General features: G+C 70.4%; 15 protein-coding genes. 8 read left to right on the top strand and 7 right to left on the bottom strand.

Features of this window, described 5'->3' with window-relative positions; all coding sequences use genetic code 11:
• Window positions 1-2: 2 nt before the first annotated feature.
• From treZ to glgX, 3 genes are read right to left on the bottom strand one after another with little or no spacing between them, the layout of a single operon-like run.
• Window positions 3-1,715 (bottom strand): malto-oligosyltrehalose trehalohydrolase, encoded by a 1,713-nt coding sequence (gene treZ / locus ACIA8R_RS21875; RefSeq protein WP_397040038.1) that lies wholly within the window; start codon window positions 1,713-1,715, stop codon window positions 3-5.
• Complete coding sequence (gene treY / locus ACIA8R_RS21870; RefSeq protein ID WP_397040036.1) at window positions 1,705-3,855, bottom strand: malto-oligosyltrehalose synthase; 2,151 nt, start codon at window positions 3,853-3,855, stop codon at window positions 1,705-1,707. Before treY ends, treZ begins: the two co-directional genes overlap by 11 nt.
• Window positions 3,848-5,941: a glycogen debranching protein GlgX gene (glgX, locus tag ACIA8R_RS21865; RefSeq protein ID WP_357695011.1), complete on the bottom strand. Its 2,094-nt coding sequence runs from the start codon at window positions 5,939-5,941 to the stop codon at window positions 3,848-3,850. Before glgX ends, treY begins: the two co-directional genes overlap by 8 nt.
• A 649-nt stretch (window positions 5,942-6,590) precedes the next feature.
• On the opposite strand from glgX, the gene ACIA8R_RS21860 reads away from it, so the two are divergent.
• The 5 genes from ACIA8R_RS21860 (at window position 6,591) to ACIA8R_RS21840 (ending at window position 9,721) form a co-directional block, all read left to right on the top strand.
• Complete coding sequence (locus ACIA8R_RS21860; protein ID WP_357695009.1) at window positions 6,591-7,430, top strand: helix-turn-helix transcriptional regulator; 840 nt, start codon at window positions 6,591-6,593, stop codon at window positions 7,428-7,430.
• Between the two features lie 566 nt (window positions 7,431-7,996).
• Window positions 7,997-8,197, top strand: coding sequence for a DUF397 domain-containing protein (locus tag ACIA8R_RS21855; RefSeq protein WP_357695007.1), 201 nt, complete (start codon window positions 7,997-7,999; stop codon window positions 8,195-8,197).
• A 162-nt stretch (window positions 8,198-8,359) separates the two neighbouring features.
• Complete coding sequence (locus ACIA8R_RS21850; RefSeq protein WP_397040033.1) at window positions 8,360-8,575, top strand: DUF397 domain-containing protein; 216 nt, start codon at window positions 8,360-8,362, stop codon at window positions 8,573-8,575.
• Window positions 8,576-8,655: 80 nt separating this feature from the next.
• A complete protein-coding gene (gene mscL, locus ACIA8R_RS21845) occupies window positions 8,656-9,075 on the top strand; it encodes a large conductance mechanosensitive channel protein MscL (RefSeq protein ID WP_364089127.1) in 420 nt (139 codons plus the stop codon).
• Between the two features lie 67 nt (window positions 9,076-9,142).
• Window positions 9,143-9,721: a hypothetical protein gene (locus ACIA8R_RS21840; RefSeq protein ID WP_364089130.1), complete on the top strand. Its 579-nt coding sequence runs from the start codon at window positions 9,143-9,145 to the stop codon at window positions 9,719-9,721.
• Here the strand turns inward: ACIA8R_RS21840 and ACIA8R_RS21835 are convergent.
• Window positions 9,712-10,629, bottom strand: a complete 918-nt coding sequence (locus ACIA8R_RS21835) for a threonine/serine dehydratase (protein WP_364089133.1) — start codon at window positions 10,627-10,629, stop codon at window positions 9,712-9,714. The genes ACIA8R_RS21840 and ACIA8R_RS21835 overlap by 10 nt on opposite strands.
• A 67-nt stretch (window positions 10,630-10,696) precedes the next feature.
• On the opposite strand from ACIA8R_RS21835, the gene pip reads away from it, so the two are divergent.
• Window positions 10,697-11,656, top strand: a complete 960-nt coding sequence (gene pip, locus ACIA8R_RS21830) for a prolyl aminopeptidase (protein ID WP_357694997.1) — start codon at window positions 10,697-10,699, stop codon at window positions 11,654-11,656.
• On the opposite strand, the gene ACIA8R_RS21825 is transcribed toward pip, so the two are convergent.
• On the bottom strand, window positions 11,622-12,170 hold the full coding sequence (locus tag ACIA8R_RS21825) for a phosphatase PAP2 family protein (protein WP_357971010.1): 549 nt from the start codon (window positions 12,168-12,170) through the stop codon (window positions 11,622-11,624). The two genes, pip and ACIA8R_RS21825, sit on opposite strands and share 35 nt — an antisense overlap.
• An 86-nt stretch (window positions 12,171-12,256) precedes the next feature.
• The gene (locus tag ACIA8R_RS21820; RefSeq protein ID WP_364089137.1) at window positions 12,257-12,559 is read right to left on the bottom strand and encodes a hypothetical protein; all 303 of its coding nucleotides are present in this window, start codon (window positions 12,557-12,559) and stop codon (window positions 12,257-12,259) included.
• A gap of 79 nt (window positions 12,560-12,638) precedes the next feature.
• On the opposite strand from ACIA8R_RS21820, the gene ACIA8R_RS21815 reads away from it, so the two are divergent.
• Together ACIA8R_RS21815 and ACIA8R_RS21810 are read left to right on the top strand one after the other, a co-directional pair.
• Window positions 12,639-13,433 (top strand): universal stress protein, encoded by a 795-nt coding sequence (locus ACIA8R_RS21815; RefSeq protein ID WP_364089140.1) that lies wholly within the window; start codon window positions 12,639-12,641, stop codon window positions 13,431-13,433.
• Window positions 13,434-13,443: 10 nt separating this feature from the next.
• On the top strand, window positions 13,444-15,546 hold the full coding sequence (locus ACIA8R_RS21810) for a histidine kinase (RefSeq protein WP_397040029.1): 2,103 nt from the start codon (window positions 13,444-13,446) through the stop codon (window positions 15,544-15,546).
• On the opposite strand, the gene ACIA8R_RS21805 is transcribed toward ACIA8R_RS21810, so the two are convergent.
• Window positions 15,487-16,095, bottom strand: coding sequence for a response regulator transcription factor (locus tag ACIA8R_RS21805; protein ID WP_357694987.1), 609 nt, complete (start codon window positions 16,093-16,095; stop codon window positions 15,487-15,489). The two genes, ACIA8R_RS21810 and ACIA8R_RS21805, sit on opposite strands and share 60 nt — an antisense overlap.
• Between the last annotated feature and the right edge of the window lie 47 nt (window positions 16,096-16,142).

The following is a 16,142-nucleotide window of genomic DNA, read 5'->3' as shown; positions in this document are numbered from 1 at the left end:
ACTTAGGGGACGGTACGGGAGATCGCGAGGGTCTGGCCGGGAAGGCGCAGGCCGTCGGGCCCGGCGGAGACCGGGTCGTCGGAGGCGAGCAGGACGACCGCGCCCGCCGGAGGCAACGTCAGCGTCTCGGGGGAGAGGTTGACGCTGACGCACACCGTCCCGCGCCACATGACCAGCCACTTCCCGTCCGGGTCCGCCTCCACCCGCACCCGCTCCAGCCTCGGGTCCGACAGCTCCGGCAGCGCCTTGCGGAGGGCGATCAGGTCCCGGTACCAGCACAGCAGGGACCAGTTCTCCTCCTCCTTCAGTTCGCCCCAGTCCAGCTTGGACCGCAGGAACGCCTCCTCGTCGGACGGGTCGGGCGCGTCCCAGGCGTACCCGAAGCCGTCGAACTCGCGCTCGCGCCGCGCCCCCTCGCTCTCCCGCAGCGCGGGCTCCACGTGGTCGGAGAAGAACAGGAACGGCGTGCGAGCACCCCACTCCTCCCCCATGAACAACATCGGCGTGAACGGCGAGGTCAGCAGCAGCCCCGCCCCCAGCCTGAGCGCCGACACGGGCAGCCGGTCGCCGCCGGGCCGGTTGCCGATCTGGTCGTGGTTCTGCAGGCAGGCGACCAGCCGGTGACCGGGCACGCCGGCGAAGGACTGGCCGTGGGCCCGGTCGCGGAAGCTGGAGTAGCCGCCGTCGTGCAGCACCCCTTGGGTCAGCACCCTGGCCAGCGCCGACGGGTCGGCGAAGTCCTCGTAGTAGCCGTGGCTCTCGCCGCTCACGGCGGTGTGCAGGGCGTGGTGGACGTCGTCGTTCCACTGCGCGGTCATCCCCAGGCCGCCGGCCTCCAGCGGACGGACCATGCGCGGGTCGTTGAGGTCGGACTCGGCGATCAGCGACAGCGGCCGGCCGAGCGAGCAGGCCAGCGCGTCGACCTCCTCCGACAGCTCGGCCAGCAGGTGACGGGCGCGTTTGTCGTGCAGCGCGTGGACGGCGTCCAGGCGCAGGCCGTCGACGTGGTAGTCGCGCAACCACTGGACGGCGTTGCCGATGAAGTACCGGCGCACCTCGTCGGACCCGGGCCCGTCCAGATTGACGGCTTCACCCCAATAACTACCAGCAAAGCCGGAAAAGTACGGTCCAAAGGGGTGCAGGAAGTTGCCCGACGGCCCCAGATGGTTGTAGACCACGTCCAGGATGACGCCGATCCCGGCCCGGTGGCACGCGTCCACGAACGACTTCAGCCCGTCGGGGCCGCCGTACGTCTCGTTGACCGCGTAGAGGTCGACCCCGTCGTACCCCCAGTTGCGCCCGCCGGGGACGGGCGCGACCGGCATGATCTCCACGAAGTCCACGCCGAGCTCGACCAGGTGCTCCAGCCGCTCGACCGCCGCGGCGAACGTGCCCTCGCCGGTGAACGTGCCGACGTGCAGCTCGTAGATCACCGAACCGCGCAGGTCGCGGCCCTTCCAGTCGTGGTCGGACCAGGTGAAGCGGGCGTGCTCGTAGACCGCGCTCGGCCCGAACACCCCCTCCGGCTGCCGCCGGGACCTCGGGTCCGGGTAGGGCCCGCCGCCGTCGAGGACGAAGGCGTACCTGGTGCCGTGTCCGGCCTCGGCGACCTCGGCCCACCACCAGCCTCTCTCCTTGGGGGACATCGGCCGGCGTCCGTCCAGAACGTCGACCTCGACAGCCGTGGCCTTCGGTGCCCAGACCTCAAAGATCATGTCGCTCCAGTAGTGAGACGGGGTACTGATCGAGCAGCCGGGCCAGCGGAACCGTCCCCGAATGCGGCTCGCCGGTGAGCAGGTCGCGCCAGGATCCGCCGGGCAGGGTCAAGGTGGTGTCGCCCCACACCGAGTGGCCGGCGACCGCGGACCGGCGCGCGAGGCGTACCGGCAGCCTGGTGGCGACCGCCACCGCCCGCGGGCCTTCGCCCCTGGCGAAGGCGATCGCGTGCTCGGCCGCCTCCCCCTCGGCCCGCAGCGGCAGGTACGGCGCCGCGCCCCCGAGCCGCCTGCGCAGCCGCAACGCCTGCGTCGTGACCAGCAGCTTGGCCGCGTCCCAGGAGGTCTCGGGCTTGCGCGGGTACGTCACGGGCCGCCGGTTGTCCGGATCGACCAGCGAGAAGTCGGTGGTCTCGTTGCCCTGGTACACGTCGGGCACCCCGGGCATCATGAGCTGCACCAGCTTGGCCCCGAGCGAGTTCGACATCGCGAACGGCTCGATGCGCTCGGTGAAGTCCTCCACCGGCAACCGCACGGCGGCCTGCGCGAACTCCCGCAGCCGCCGCTCGTAGCCGGCGTCCGGACGCACCCACGAGATCGCGGTCTTGGCCTCGCGAGCCGCCTTGAGCAGGTATTCGGCGAAGCGTTCTGCGGAGATCGGCCAGGCCGCCATGAGGTTCTGCCAGGCCAGGTAGTCGAGGTGGGGGTCGAAGGAGAGCTCGCTCGCCCATTCGCCCACCACGGACGCCCACTCCCTGGGCATCTCCGACAACACCGACAGCCGGGCGCGCACGTCCTCCGACCGCTTGGTGTCGTGCGTGGACAAGGTCGTCATCGTGTACGGGGACATCTCCCCGCAGAAGTCATGGAACTCCTCCACCGAGACGCCGAACGCGTCGGGCTCGCCGCCCACCTCGTTGAGGCAGGACAGCGGATACCACCGGTACAGCGCGGTGTCCTCCACCCCCTTGGCCATGACCGGCCCGCACGTCTGCTGGAAACGGACGATCGCCTCCGCCGACCCGTACAGGACCTCCTGGACGAGCGGCCGCACGGCGGGCGAGCACTCGGCGGCGGCCAGCTCGACGATCTCGACCGACTCGGGCGGCGGCTCCTCCCCCGGCACCAGGTAGGCGCGGTAGAGCGGCATCGCGGCCAGCAGCTCCGACACGGCGGCGGGGTCGCAGCCGGTGACCCTGGCCAGCCGGTCGATCTCCGCGCCGAAGAACAGGTCGAGCACCTCGCGCTTGGCCGCGACCATGACCGGACGGTACTCCTCCGGCTGCCCGGTCAGCTCACTGAACAGCCGGACCAGCGGTTCCTTGCCCGAAGGGTCCACGAACAGGCCGTTGACCCGGTTGAGCACCTCGTAGCCGGTCGAGCCGTCGCAGGCCCAGTCGGGCTGCAGCCGCTCGGGGCCGATGAGGATCTTCTCCACGACCGTCCAGGGGGCGCCGATCCGCTCGCGCAGCCGGTCGAGGTAGCCCCGGGGGTCGGCCAGGCCGTCGGGGTGATCGATGCGCAACCCGTCGACCAGGCCCTCGTCGAACAGCCAGAAGATCACCTCGTGCGTGGCGGACAGCACCGACGGGTCCTCCACACGCAGCCCGATCAGCGACGACACGTCGAAGAAGCGCCGGTAGCCGGGGCCCTCGCGCCAGTCGACCAGCCGGTAGTGGCCGGGGTGGGGGAAAGCGTGCTCGTGGTAGCGCAGGACGTCGCCGTCCACCACGGGCTCGGTGTCGTCGCCGAGCACCGGCAGCGCCACCTTCCCGTCCACCCACTCGATGTCGAACCAGTTCGCGTACGGCGAGGCGGGCCCGTCCTTGAGCACCGACCAGAACTGCGCGTTCATCGTGTTCATGTGGTTGGGCACGATGTCGATGACGATGCCCAGGTCCTGGGCGGCCAGTTGCCGGGCCATCTCGCGGAAGCCGGTGGCCCCGCCGAACTCCTCCCTGATCCTGGAGTGGTCGACGACGTCGTAGCCGTGCCGCGACTCGGGCGTGGCCTGGAGGATCGGCGACAGGTAGACGTGGCTGACGCCGAGGTCGCGCAGGTAACCGGCGATCTCGGCGACCTGCGCGAAACCGAAGTCGGGGGTGAGCTGCACCCGGTACGTCGAGACCGGCCTAGACACGGCGCAGCACCCGAACGCTGCGTCCGGGGACCTCGATCGCCTCGCCCGCACGCACCATCCGCACGTCGAGCCTGATGGGCATCGCGGTGTCGATCTCGGTGTGCCACATCTCGCCGTAGTCCTCGGGGATCGTGAACTTGATCGTGTCGTGGTGGGCGTTGAACAGCACCAGGAAGGAGTCGTCCCTGATCGGCCGGCCGCGCCGGTCGGGCTCGGTGATGGCGTCGCCGTTGAGGAAGACGGCCAGCGACTTGGCGTAGCCGACGTTCCAGTCGCTGTCGGTCATCTCCTCCCCGGAGGGGGTGAGCCAGGCGATGTCGCTCAGCCCGCGTACCGGCTTGCCGTAGAAGAACCTCCTGCGCCGGAAGACCGGATGTTTCTTGCGCAGCGCCGCCAGCTCCTGGGTGAACTCCAGCAGCAGCCAGTTCTCCCTGATGTCGGACCAGTCGACCCAGGTCAGCTCGTTGTCCTGGCAGTAGCCGTTGTTGTTGCCCTTCTGGGTGCGGCCCAGCTCGTCGCCGTGCGAGAGCATCGGCACGCCCTGCGACAGGAACAGCGTGGTGAGGAAGTTGCGCTTCTGCTGCTCGCGCAGCGACTCGATGGCCAGGCTCGCCGGGCCCTCCTCGCCGCAGTTCCACGACCTGTTGTCGTCGGTGCCGTCGCGGTTGCCTTCCTTGTTCGCCTCGTTGTGCTTGTTGTTGTACGCCACGAGGTCCTGGAGGGTGAAGCCGTCGTGGCAGGTCACGAAGTTGATCGAGGCGGCCGGGCGGCGGCTGTCGTCCTTGTACAGGTCGCTCGACCCGGTGAAGCGGGAGCCGAACTCCGGCAGCGTGGCGGCCTGCCCGCGCCACAGGTCGCGGATCGTGTCGCGGTAGCGGCCGTTCCACTCGGTCCAGCGCGAGGGGAAGTTGCCGACCTGGTAGCCGCCGGGGCCGACGTCCCAGGGCTCGGCGATGAGCTTGACCTGCGACAGCACCGGGTCCTGCTGCACCAGGTCGAAGAAGGCGCTCAGCCGGTCGACCTCGTGCAGCTCGCGGGCGAGGGTGGAGGCGAGGTCGAAGCGGAACCCGTCGACGTGCATCTCGATGACCCAGTAGCGGAGCGAGTCCATGATCATCTGGAGGACGTGCGGGGAGCGCATGAGCAGGCTGTTGCCCGTGCCGGTGGTGTCGACGTAGTAGCGCTTGTCGTTCTCGACCAGGCGGTAGTAGTTGCTGTTGTCGATGCCCCGGAACCCCAGCGTCGGCCCCAGGTGGTTGCCCTCGGCGGTGTGGTTGTAGACGACGTCGAGGATGACCTCGATGCCCGCCTCGTGCAGGCTGCGCACCATCGCCTTGAACTCCAGCACCTGCCCGCCGCGCTGCCCGGTGCTGGAGTAGCGGTTGTGCGGGGCGAAGAAGCCGATGGAGTTGTAGCCCCAGTAGTTGGACAGGCCGCGCTGCTCCAGGATGTGGTCGGTGACGAACTGGTGCACCGGCATCAGCTCCAGCGCCGTCACGCCCAGCTTGGTGAGGTGGTCGAGGATCTCGGGGTGGCCGAGCGCCGCGTACGTGCCGCGCAGGTGCTTGGGGATCTTGGGATGGCTTATCGTCAGCCCGCGCACGTGCGCCTCGTAGATCACCGTGTCGTGGTACGGCGTCGCCGGCGGCCGGTCGTGCCCCCACCCGAAGAACGGGTTGATCACGATGGACCGCGGCACGTACGGGGACGAGTCGGCGTCGTTGCGCGTGTCCGGCTGGCCGAACCGGTAGCCGTAGACCGCCTCGTGCCAGTCGACGCCGCCCTCGATCGCCATCGCGTACGGGTCGAGCAGCAGCTTGCTGGGGTTGCAGCGCAGCCCCCGCGCCGGCTCGTACGGCCCGTGCACCCGGTAGCCGTAGCGCTGGCCGGGGCCGATGCCCGGCAGGTAGCCGTGCCAGATGAACCCGTCGACCTCCGCGAGCGGCACCCGCGACTCGACGTTGTCCTCGTCGAACAGGCACAGCTCCACCGCCTGGGCCACCTCGGTGTAGAGCGAGAAGTTCGTGCCCGCGCCGTCGTACGTCGCCCCCAGAGGGTAGGGGTCTCCAGGCCAGATCTCGATCATCGAGGCTCCCTTGCGGTCTCTCCCCATGTTCCGTTCCCCTGCTCCGACGGACAAGGCCACCCTGTTCCTTCCCACCCGTCCGTCCGAGATACTCGGAAATGTGAGTGGGCCGCCTCCGACAGCGCGGTGTCGACGGCGGCCCACGTGTTCGGCCCGGTGGGGGGGTGGCGGGGTTCACGGATCCGGCGCGCGGCCCCTGCGCACCGGATCCGCACCCGCGATCGGGTGACGCGACACTGCGTCCCCGATCCCCCTCGGCAGGACGGGCGCAGCGGCCGGCCCTGCCCGTCGGAGACAGACAATCATGGAGAACCGATCCTCACGCTCTGGCAGGAGCGAAAGATCGGGGAACCGGGCCGACGAGACGACATCGGCCCAGCCTTATGTGACGGACGGCCTCTGGTGAGCCTTCACGTCAGGGAATGAACGCGGCATTTCGATCTCTGGCGGTTTCGAGTGGATCAGCCCTGGGCATCCCCCTCTCTTACGGCTTGGTTGACTTTTACCCTCCAACGCCAGAAACCCACCTCGATTTGGCACTTGCCATAGGAACGTGCCGGTGACGATTACCTACCGCTCACGACTTCGAAAGAATGGAGCGGGGGTACGCTCCAGAGCAGCAGGCCGCGACGGTCGAAGGAGCGTGGCGATGTCCGTCCCCAATCCGACGCTCCGGCAACGACAGCTCGCCATGCGGCTGCGCGAGCTGCGCCACGAGGCGGGCCTGAGCATCGCCGAGGTCGCCGAACACCTGCTCTGCTCCCCTGCCAAGATCAGCCGCATCGAGACGGCCCAGCGCAGGGTGAGCCTGCGCGACGTCCGCGACCTGTGCAGGCTCTACGGCGTCCAGGACTCCTCGGAGCTGATGACCCTGGCCAAGGACGCGCGGCAGAAACACTGGTGGCAGGACTACGACAACCGCAGCTTCCGGCCCATGATCGGGCTGGAGGCCGACAGCGTGGCCATCACCGAATACGAGATCACCACGATCCCCGGGCTGCTCCAGACGGAGGACTACGCCCGAGCCGTCATCCGGGGCTGCCTGCCGCGCATCGACAACGACATCCTCCAGGACCGGGTGCTGGCCCGCCTGAAGCGCCAGGAGCTGCTGACCGGCAGGGAGCCGCCCGACTACTGGGTCCTGCTCGACGAGTCGGCGCTGCACCGCCACGTCGGAGGCCGGCAGACCATGCTGGAGCAGCTGCGCCACCTCCTCACCGTCACGGAGCTGCCGCAGGTCACCATCCAGGTGATCCCCTTCACGGTGGGCGCGCACATGGGGTTCGACAGCACGTTCCGGCTGCTGGAGTTCGACAAGAGGTCGGGCATCGCCGACACCGTCTTCGTCGAGCATCAGATGGGCCTGTTCTACCTCGAAGGCGACAAGGTCGAGCCGTTCAGGGAGACGATCAACCATCTCCGCGCCGAGGCCCTGAACCCGCAGGAGTCGAAGAAACAGCTGGCCGAAATGGCACGCAAATTCGCCTAGTTGCCGCGCTCTCCGGGCGACCTCCGGCAATCGCCTCTGGCAATTGCCGTTCGAGCGCTTTGCTCGGCACTCCATAAACCCGAAATATCCTATATATCGCCCGCCTGATGACACAGACACCCGGCCAAAAACCCATCGGCCAGAAAGGCGTCGAACGTCGGCGCGACGGCTGCGGCGATCCGGGTCCCACCCTTGTCGTCCGGCAGCCGAATGGCCGACGGCCGGGTTTCCCGGCGCCCTTCCCGTCCGGAAAAAGAGGCGACCCCGTCCCGCGGTAATTCCGGCGAAATTCAGGCGCGCCGGAGAGCGTGTCCCTGCGCATCGCCGGAGAAGGAGAACCGGGCACCGGCGGCGCCGCCCGTCCCCGGCCCCCGGCTCCGCGGTTTCCCGGTGGGCGCGCCGCGGGAGAACCGTCCCGCGCCCGGCAAGATGCCCAGTCCGGCAGGCTCCCGGGTGTAGGGTCGTGGCCTCGGGTGAAACGGTCCACCAAGACCGTCAGCGCCGAGCTCACATCGCCTGTGCACGCCGGTCCGCCCGGCGCCGCCGATGGCCCGTAGGGAGCGACAATGTCGAACGAACAAGACCTTGGTGCATTTCCTCGCTGGCGCGCCTCGTCGCGCTGCAACAATGGCGACTGCGTAGAGGTCGCCTATTTCTCGCGTGATTCCATCGGCATCCGCGACAACAAGAATCCGAACAGTCCCGTTCTCACCTTCGACGCCACCGAATGGAATGCGTTCATCGGGAAGATCCGGGAGGCCGGCTGAGCCGGCCGGCCGGCCATGTGAGGCGGACATCCCACGGGTGTCCGCCTTTTTTCATGTCCAGGATGATCCGGGGGGCGCGCCGGCGGCCCGAGTGGCATCCGGCGATCGGGGTAATATCACATCGGCGCAATACCTCTACAGCCGACCTCCAGGAGGTAGTGCATGAAACGCCCACCTGCCCTTGACCAGGTTGCGTGGCATCGCTGCAACAACGGCGAATGCGTCGAAGTCACCATGCTCTCCGACCGGGTCTGGGTGCGGGGAAGTCAGGACGCCAGCGGTGCCGTCCTGTCGTTCACCATCGACGAGTGGAACGCGTTCCTCGACGGCGTGCGACGCGGCCTCTTCGATCTCGAACGGCTCGCGCCCCGGCTCTGACCGGCCACGACGTTCTCGATCGGGCTCTGTCGGGGGCCATCGGGGTTTCAGGCCGCGGCCCCCGGCAATATGCCGACTCCATGGGCGGTTTCAAGAAGTTCTTACTCCGTGGCAACATCGTCGAGCTGGCCGTCGCCGTGATTGTCGGGGCGACCTTCAGCGGGCTCGTCCAGGCGCTGGTCACCGACCTCATCACCCCGCTCATCGGCGCGGTGACCGGCGGCCGGCAGCCGAACTTCGCCGAGTACTCCTTCACGATCAACGGCAGCCGGTTCAAGTACGGCGACTTCCTCAACCACCTGGTGACCTTCATGGTCATCGCGGCGGTCGTCTACTGGCTGGTCGTGGCCCCCATGACGCGGCTGATCCACCTGTTCGACCGGGACAAGGCCGCGACGACCAAGCAGTGCCCCGAATGCCTGTCCGACATCCCGTCCGAGGCCAGGCGGTGCGCCCAATGCACGGCCGAGCTGGTGCCCGAGTCCGAGAAACCGCGCTGAACCGTACATCACGGACTCTTGACCCCAGTGGTGCGCCAGCATGGTGGACGTTCGGCAAGATGGACCGATGAGCGTTGAGTTGATGGTCTGGGACGAGCCCGTGCCGATCAGCAGGGATCAGGCCCGGGCCACGTATCTGGCGGTGAAGCGGAGCGACCCCGTCGAGGGGGACGTGCCCGACGTCGCCAAGGAGCTGCCCGGGGAGGTCACCCTGTACCCCGGGCACGTCCTGGTGACGATGGACCTGGACACGATGGACGAGACCTCGGCCCAGGTGTTCACCACCGCCCGCGCGCACGGCATGGTCTGCTACGACCCCCAGCGCGACCTGGTGCAGAACGTGGCCCCGCTCGGCGTGTACGAGGGCATGCAGCTCCACACCGGCGACGGGATGGTCGTCCACGACCCCGACCTCGGCCTGGTCCACGACGTCCTGGCCACCCTGTCGCCGCAGAACCCGTTCGTGGCCCTGGTGAACTTCGGCCACCACTTCCTCCAGGTCTCCCCCGGCTACGAGCTGGAGTACAAGGAGGGCACGATGGTCCGGGCGGTCGTGCCCGAGCTGGAGGAGGTGCGGCAGGCGTTCACCGAGTACGCCACCGGCGAGCGCGGGTTCCTGACCCGCCACACCTGGGCTCAGGCGTAGACCTGGGCGAACAGCTCCGGATCGACGTTCCCCCCGGACAGCACGGCCACCGTGCGCCCGGCGGGGACGCGGCCCGACAGCAGGGCGGCCGTGGTCGCCGCGCCGCTGGGCTCGGCCACCAGCCGGGCCGTGCGCGCGATGTGCCGCACCGCCGCCCGCAGCTCCTCCTCCGACACCGTGACGATGCCTTCGAGGTGCTCTCGCAGGTGGGCGAAGGTGAGCTCGGACACCTTGTTCACCCGCAGCCCGTCGGCGATGGTCCGGAACGTGCGGGTGGTCTCCCAGGCCACCACGTGCCCGGCCGCCAGGCTCTCGGCGGCGTCGGCGGCCAGCTCGGGCTCCACGCCGTACACGCGGACGTCGGGCCGCAGCGCCTTGACCGCCGCCGCGACGCCCGCGGCCAGCCCGCCGCCGCTGATCGGCACGAGCACCACCTCGACGTCCGGCAGGTCCTCGACGATCTCCAGGCCGATCGTGCCCTGCCCGGCGATGATCGCGCGGTGGTCGTAGGGCGGCACCAGCGTCAGGCCGCGCTCGCCCGCCAGCCGCTCGGCCGTCACCTCGCGCTGGTCGGGAGGCACGACCACCAGCTCGGCGCCCCACCCCTCGATCGCCGCCGCCTTGACCGCGGGCGTGCCCTCGGGCACGACGACCACGCACGGCACGCCGAACTCGGCCGCCGCGAACGCCAGGGCCTGGCCGTGGTTGCCGGAGGAGTGCGTGACGACTCCGGAGGGACGCAGGGCGGCCAGCGCGTTGTAGGCGCCGCGGATCTTGAACGAGCCGACCGGTTGCAGGCTCTCGGGCTTCAGCCACGCCTCGCCCATCGGCAGGAGCGGGGTGCGCACCGCGATCCCCTTGATGCGCCCGGCCGCCGTGCGGATGTCGTCGATCGTCACCAGGTCCATGTGATGACTTTAGGCTTCAGAACGGCACAATTCGACGAGTGCCTGGTCCATGGCAGGATCGCGAGACATGAGAACTCTGTACCCGCCCATCGAACCCTACGAGTCCGGCCTGCTCGACGTGGGCGACGGCAACCAGATCTACTGGGAGGTCTGCGGCAATCCCGACGGGAAGCCGGCCGTCATGCTGCACGGCGGGCCGGGCGCCGGGTGCAGCGCCGATCACCGCCGGCAGTGGAACCCCGAGCTGTACCGGATCGTCCTGTTCGACCAGCGCAACTGCGGTCGCAGCCTGCCGCACGCCAGCGAGCCGGGCACGTCGCTGGCCGCCAACACCACCTGGAACCTGGTGGCCGACATGGAACGCCTGCGCGAGCACCTGGGCATCGAGCGGTGGCAGGTGTTCGGCGGGTCGTGGGGCAGCGCGCTGTCGCTGGCCTACGCCCAGACGCACCCCGACCGTACGACCGAGCTGGTGCTGCGCGGGATCTTCACGCTGCGCCCGCACGAGCTGCGCTGGTTCTACCAGGAGGGCGCGAGCTACCTGTTCCCCGACCTGTGGGAGTCGTACGTGGCGCCGATCCCCGCCGAGGAGCGCGACGACCTCATGGCCGCCTACCGCGCCCGGCTCGAAGGCGACGACGAGGCGGTCCGGCTCGCGGCGGCCAAGGCGTGGTCCCAGTGGGAGGGCGCCACGATCACGCTGCTGCCCGACCCGAGCCTGGTGGCGGAGTTCGGCGAGGACAAGATGGCGGTGTCGTTCGCCAGGATCGAGAACCACTACTTCCACCACGGCGGCTGGTTCGGGCCCGAGCAGCTCATCAGGGACGTCGACCGCGTCCGGCACATCCCCGCCGTGATCATCCAGGGCCGCTACGACGCCTGCACCCCCATGGCCACCGCCTGGGACCTGCACAAGGCGTGGCCCGAGGCCGACTTCCAGGTCGTGCACGACGCCGGGCACGCGGCGAGCGAGCCCGGCATCGTCGACCGGCTCATCGCGGCGACAGACGGCTTCGCGCGAGCCTGACCGCGGGCGTGACCGCGCCGACCAGCAGCAGCGCGAACAGCGGCGCGAGCACCAGGCCGAGGAGGAAGCCGCCGGCCACGTCGTGCGGGTAGTGCACGCCGACGAACACCCGGGTGAAGCCCATCAGGGCGGCCAGCGGCAGCACCACCCAGGCCAGGGCGCGCCAGACCAGGATGAGCGTGCCCGCCGCCCCGGCGGCGATCACGGTGTGGTTGCTGGGGAAGGACCAGTCCGTCGAGGGTGGGCAGGCCGCGATCGTGGCGATCCCGCCACGGCACGGCCGGTCCTCCCGGACCAGCAGCTTCACGCCCTCGCTCACGATGTACGCGCCCACCACCCCGGCCGGCCCGGCGATGGCGAGCGCGAGGTCGCGGGCGGGGGCCTGGCGCGCCCGCCACCAGCACACGAGGAACAGCGCCGCGAAGATGAACAGGCCGGCGTCCGTGCCGAACTCGGCGAGGGCGTGCAACCACCCGGGCGTGGTCAGGGCGAAGTCGACGATGTCGCGGTACACAGGTGTCCAATCCGTGAACGGGTAGTGGACACGACCTTATGAACTTTGATCGTCAAATGCTTCGACCGAAAGGGTGATTCCGGGTTTTACGCAAGATACTGGCGTACGAGCAGGCTGCGCTTCTGCTCCAGCTCGCCTTCGGTGATGAGCCCGCGGTCGAACGCCTCGGAGGTGGCGTCCCGCTCGGCCACGAAGTAGGCGGCCATGATCTCGCTGCGCAAGGGGGTGAAACCGCGCTCCACGCAGTCGGAGAAGACGGTGACCTTCTGCTCGACGACGCCGGCGGGGACGGTGCACGTCAGGTCGTGCTCTTTGAGTTGCTGAACCGCTTCACGAAGGGTGACGGGGCCGAGTGACCCGTTGAAACGGGTGTCAAGGGTGATCTTCACTGTTTTTACGCCTCCAATCGTTTCAAACGCATCGAGAGAGACCGCGTATTCCCAGGTCAGAGCGGGTAAGAGGGCAAACGTGATCGGAGAGCACGTGATCGTCGGCTACAGCAACGACCCCGGTGGGCGCGATGCGCTCGCGCTCGGGGCCGCCATCACCCGGCTCACCGGGGGCGAGCTCACGGTGGCGTCGATCTATCCCCCGGGCAGCCCGGGGCTGGCCGTGGAGGCCCAGGCCAACCTGGCGCACGCGGGCGAGGAGCTGGGCGTCGTCCCGGCCGAGTACATGGCGTTCGAGAGTCGGGGCCCCGGGCGCGGGCTGTCGGTGCTGGCCAGCAGGATCAGGGCCGACCTGATCGTGGTCGGCTCGGCGAGCGGCGGCCAGTACGGCCGCATCGCCGTCGGGAGCACCGCCGACCACCTGCTGCACCTGTCGCCGGAGGCGGTGATGCTGGCGCCCTCGGGCTACGTGCCGCCCGACGAGCCCGCCCGGCTCACCCTCGCCTACGTCCACCGGCCGCAGTGCGACGCGGCGGTCGAGCGGGTGGCGCAGGCGGCACTGCGGCTCGACGTGCCGCTCCGGCTGATCACCCTCGACCTGCGCACCGAGGACCAGGGCAAGCTGCGCGACGACCTCGCCCTGGCCGTGCGGCTGGCCTGGGAGAGCACCGGCATCGAGGCCGAGTCGGAGGTGGCCGAGGGCCACGACGTGCAGGCCGCGCTGAAGGACGTCGAGTGGCTGCCCGGCGAGCTGCTGGTGTGCGCCGCGGGCGAGGACGCCCAGCCCCACCGGGTGTTCCTGGGCGAGCTGGCGATGAAGGTGCTCAGGTCGTCGTCCTGCCCGGTCACCGTGCTGCCGAGGGGTTTCTCCTAAGCTTCTGGGCGTGCGTGTCGCCCGGTTGATCGTCGTCGTGGTGCTGGCCTCCCTGGCCGGCGTCTACGTGGTGGCCGGCGCGTGGGGGGCGCTGGCGGTGTTCGCCGCTCAGTGCGCCTTCACGCTGCGGGTCAGGAAGGGGTGGCTGCTCGCCGTCCAGGGCGTGCTGGTCTACGCGGTGACGCTGGGGCAGGGCGCGTCCGTGGCGATCCTGGGGTTCCTCGCCGGCTCGCTGCTGGTGACGCGCTGGTGGGCGGTAGCGCCCGCGGTGGCGTTCAGCGGCGTCGTGATCCACCACTGGCGGTACGCCGGTGACGCGGTCTCCACGACGGACCTCGCGATCACGACGATCCTGATGGCGCTGGTCGTGTTCGGCCTCAACCGGCTGGTCGAGCGGGTGGCCGAGATGGAGGCCACCCGTCCGGCGCTGGCCGCGGCGGCGGTGGCCGAGGAGCGGCTGCGCATCGCGGCCGAGCTGAGCGACGGCCTCGGGCGCGGCCTGGCCGCGATCGGCGCGGGCGCGCGGCGGGCGCTGGCCGCGCCGCAGAACGCGGCGCGGCTGCTCGGCGAGGTGGTCACGACGGCGCGGCTGTCGCTGGCCGACGCCCGCGCCGCGGCGGCGAGCTACCGCGCGATGTCCCTGGCCCCCGAGCTGACGACCGCCCGCGCCCTGCTGGAGGCGGCGGGTGTCGGCGTGGAGGTGCGGGCCGCCCACACCGAGCCGCTGGGCCCGGCGGGCGCGCTGCTCGCCTCGGTGCTGCGCGAGGCGGTCACGGACGTCGCCCGCCGCGGCACGGCCACGGTGTGCGTGATCGAGACCTGGGAGGAGCCCGAAGGAGCCCAGGTACGCCTGAGAGTGGCCGACGACGGCCGCCGTACGGCCGAGGACGACGGCCTGGGCGGGCTCGGCGACCCGGCCGGGCTCACGCGCCAGGTGGCGGCGGCGGGCGGCACGCTCACCCGCGGCCTGTCCGGGCGGGGCCGCTACACGGTGGAGGCCGTGCTGCCCACGACCCGCCCGCCCGCGGCCGCCCGGCGCGAGCCGCCCGACGTCTCGGTGGTCCTGCTGGCCGCCGTGCTGGTCGGGTTCAGCGTCAAGGCGCTGCTGCAGATCCCGGCCGGCCTGCTGGCCCCCGCGGTCGCGGCGCTGGCCGTGATCGTGGTCATGCAGCTGCGGTCGGTCACCGGCCGCCACATGGTGGCGCTGGGGGTGATGGCGGCGCTCACCTTCGCCCCGATCTCGGTGTTCGGGCCGATCTGGCTGGGGACGGCGGGGTTCCTCGCCGGTCCGGTGCTGCTCGCCTTCCGCCCGCGTACCGCCTGGCCCCTGACGGCCGCGATCCTGGCCGCGGTCTGGACGGTCGCCTCCCTGTACGTGCTGCCCGCCCGGGTCAACATCACGGTGAGCACGCTGACGACCGGCCTGGTCGTCTACAGCCTCCTCCGGCTGGCCCAGCTCGCCAAGGAGCTGCACGCCGCCAGGGAGAGCCTGGCCCGCTCGGCCGTCGTGGAGGAGCGGCTGCGTGCCGCCCGCGACCTGCACGACCTGCTCGGCCACAGCCTGGCCGCCATCCTGCTCACCTGCGAGCTGGCCCGCCGCCTGCCCGACCCCGTTGCCGAGCTGGAGAACGTCGTCACCATGGCCGAGCACGCCCATCACGACCTGCGCTCGGTCACCGGCGAGCAGCGCGAGCTGTCCTTCGCCGCCGAGGCCGAGTCGGCCGGGAAGGTGCTGGCGGCGGCCGGGGTCGAGGTGACCGTACGGCTCGCGCACCCCGAGCTGCCGGCCGAGGTCGAGACCGTGCTCAGCGCCGTGCTGCGCGAGGCCGTGACGAACGTCCTGCGCCACAGCGCCGCCCGCGCCTGCGTGATCTCCACGTCCGCCACGGGCGACGAGGTCGGGCTGCTCGTCCGCAACGACGGCGCGGCCACGGCGGCTCCCCGTCGCGGCTCGTCGGGCCTGGGCAACCTCACCACCCGCCTGGCCACGCTGGGCGGCCGGCTCACCACCGCCGCCGAGGACGGCTGGTTCCGGCTCGACGCGCGCGCCCCGCTAGATCCAGCCGGCCTCGGTGGCGATGCGCACGGCGTCGGTGCGGTTGCGCGCGTTTAGCTTGGCCACGATGGCCGTCAGGTAGTTGCGCACGGTCCCGGCGGTCAGGTGCAGCCGCTGGGCGATGTCGGTGGCCTCCGCGCCGCCCGCCACCAGGCGCAGCACGTCGGCCTCGCGCGGCGTGAGCGGGTTGTCGGCCAGGTCCCAGGCGGTGACGGCGAGCGAGGGGTCGAGCACCCGGCCGCCGCGCGTGACCTCCCTGATCGCCGAGACCAGGTCCTCCGGCGGGGCCGTCTTCAGCAGGAAGCCGTCCACCTGGGCGGCCAGGGCCCGCTTGAGGTGGCCGGGCTTGCCGTACGCGGTGAGCATGAGCGTGCGGCACGACGGCACCCTGGCCCGGATCTCCGCGGCGGCGGCCAGCCCGTCGAGGGTGCCGGGCATGTCGATGTCCAGGACGGCCACGTCCGGCCGGTGCACGGCGGCGGAGGCCACGGCCGCGTCCCCGGACTCGACGGCGGCCACGATCTCGAAGTCGGCCTCCAGGCCGAGCAGGGTCGCGAGCGCGTGCCTGATCACGGCTTGATCCTCGGCCAGAAGTACGCGAATCACGGGGACATGTCTATCAGTGTCCGAATCATGATGACGTCATGGGCCAT

Origin of the sequence: Nonomuraea sp. NPDC051191, assembly GCF_044455665.1 — a bacterium.
GTDB lineage: Bacteria > Actinomycetota > Actinomycetes > Streptosporangiales > Streptosporangiaceae > Nonomuraea.
Note: the sequence above shows the minus strand (reverse complement) of the source record. Positions and strands in the feature narration are given on the sequence as shown.

Excerpts from the sequence above, each read along its gene's own strand:
- treZ (WP_397040038.1), bottom strand. The coding sequence starts at position 1,715 with ATGATCTTTGAGGTCTGGGCACCGAAGGCCACGGCTGTCGAGGTCGAC.
- glgX (WP_357695011.1), bottom strand. The coding sequence starts at position 5,941 with ATGATCGAGATCTGGCCTGGAGACCCCTACCCTCTGGGGGCGACGTAC.
- ACIA8R_RS21860 (WP_357695009.1), top strand. The coding sequence starts at position 6,591 with ATGTCCGTCCCCAATCCGACGCTCCGGCAACGACAGCTCGCCATGCGG.
- ACIA8R_RS21855 (WP_357695007.1), top strand. The coding sequence starts at position 7,997 with ATGTCGAACGAACAAGACCTTGGTGCATTTCCTCGCTGGCGCGCCTCG.
- ACIA8R_RS21850 (WP_397040033.1), top strand. The coding sequence starts at position 8,360 with ATGAAACGCCCACCTGCCCTTGACCAGGTTGCGTGGCATCGCTGCAAC.
- mscL (WP_364089127.1), top strand. The coding sequence starts at position 8,656 with ATGGGCGGTTTCAAGAAGTTCTTACTCCGTGGCAACATCGTCGAGCTG.
- ACIA8R_RS21840 (WP_364089130.1), top strand. The coding sequence starts at position 9,143 with ATGAGCGTTGAGTTGATGGTCTGGGACGAGCCCGTGCCGATCAGCAGG.
- ACIA8R_RS21835 (WP_364089133.1), bottom strand. The coding sequence starts at position 10,629 with ATGGACCTGGTGACGATCGACGACATCCGCACGGCGGCCGGGCGCATC.
- pip (WP_357694997.1), top strand. The coding sequence starts at position 10,697 with ATGAGAACTCTGTACCCGCCCATCGAACCCTACGAGTCCGGCCTGCTC.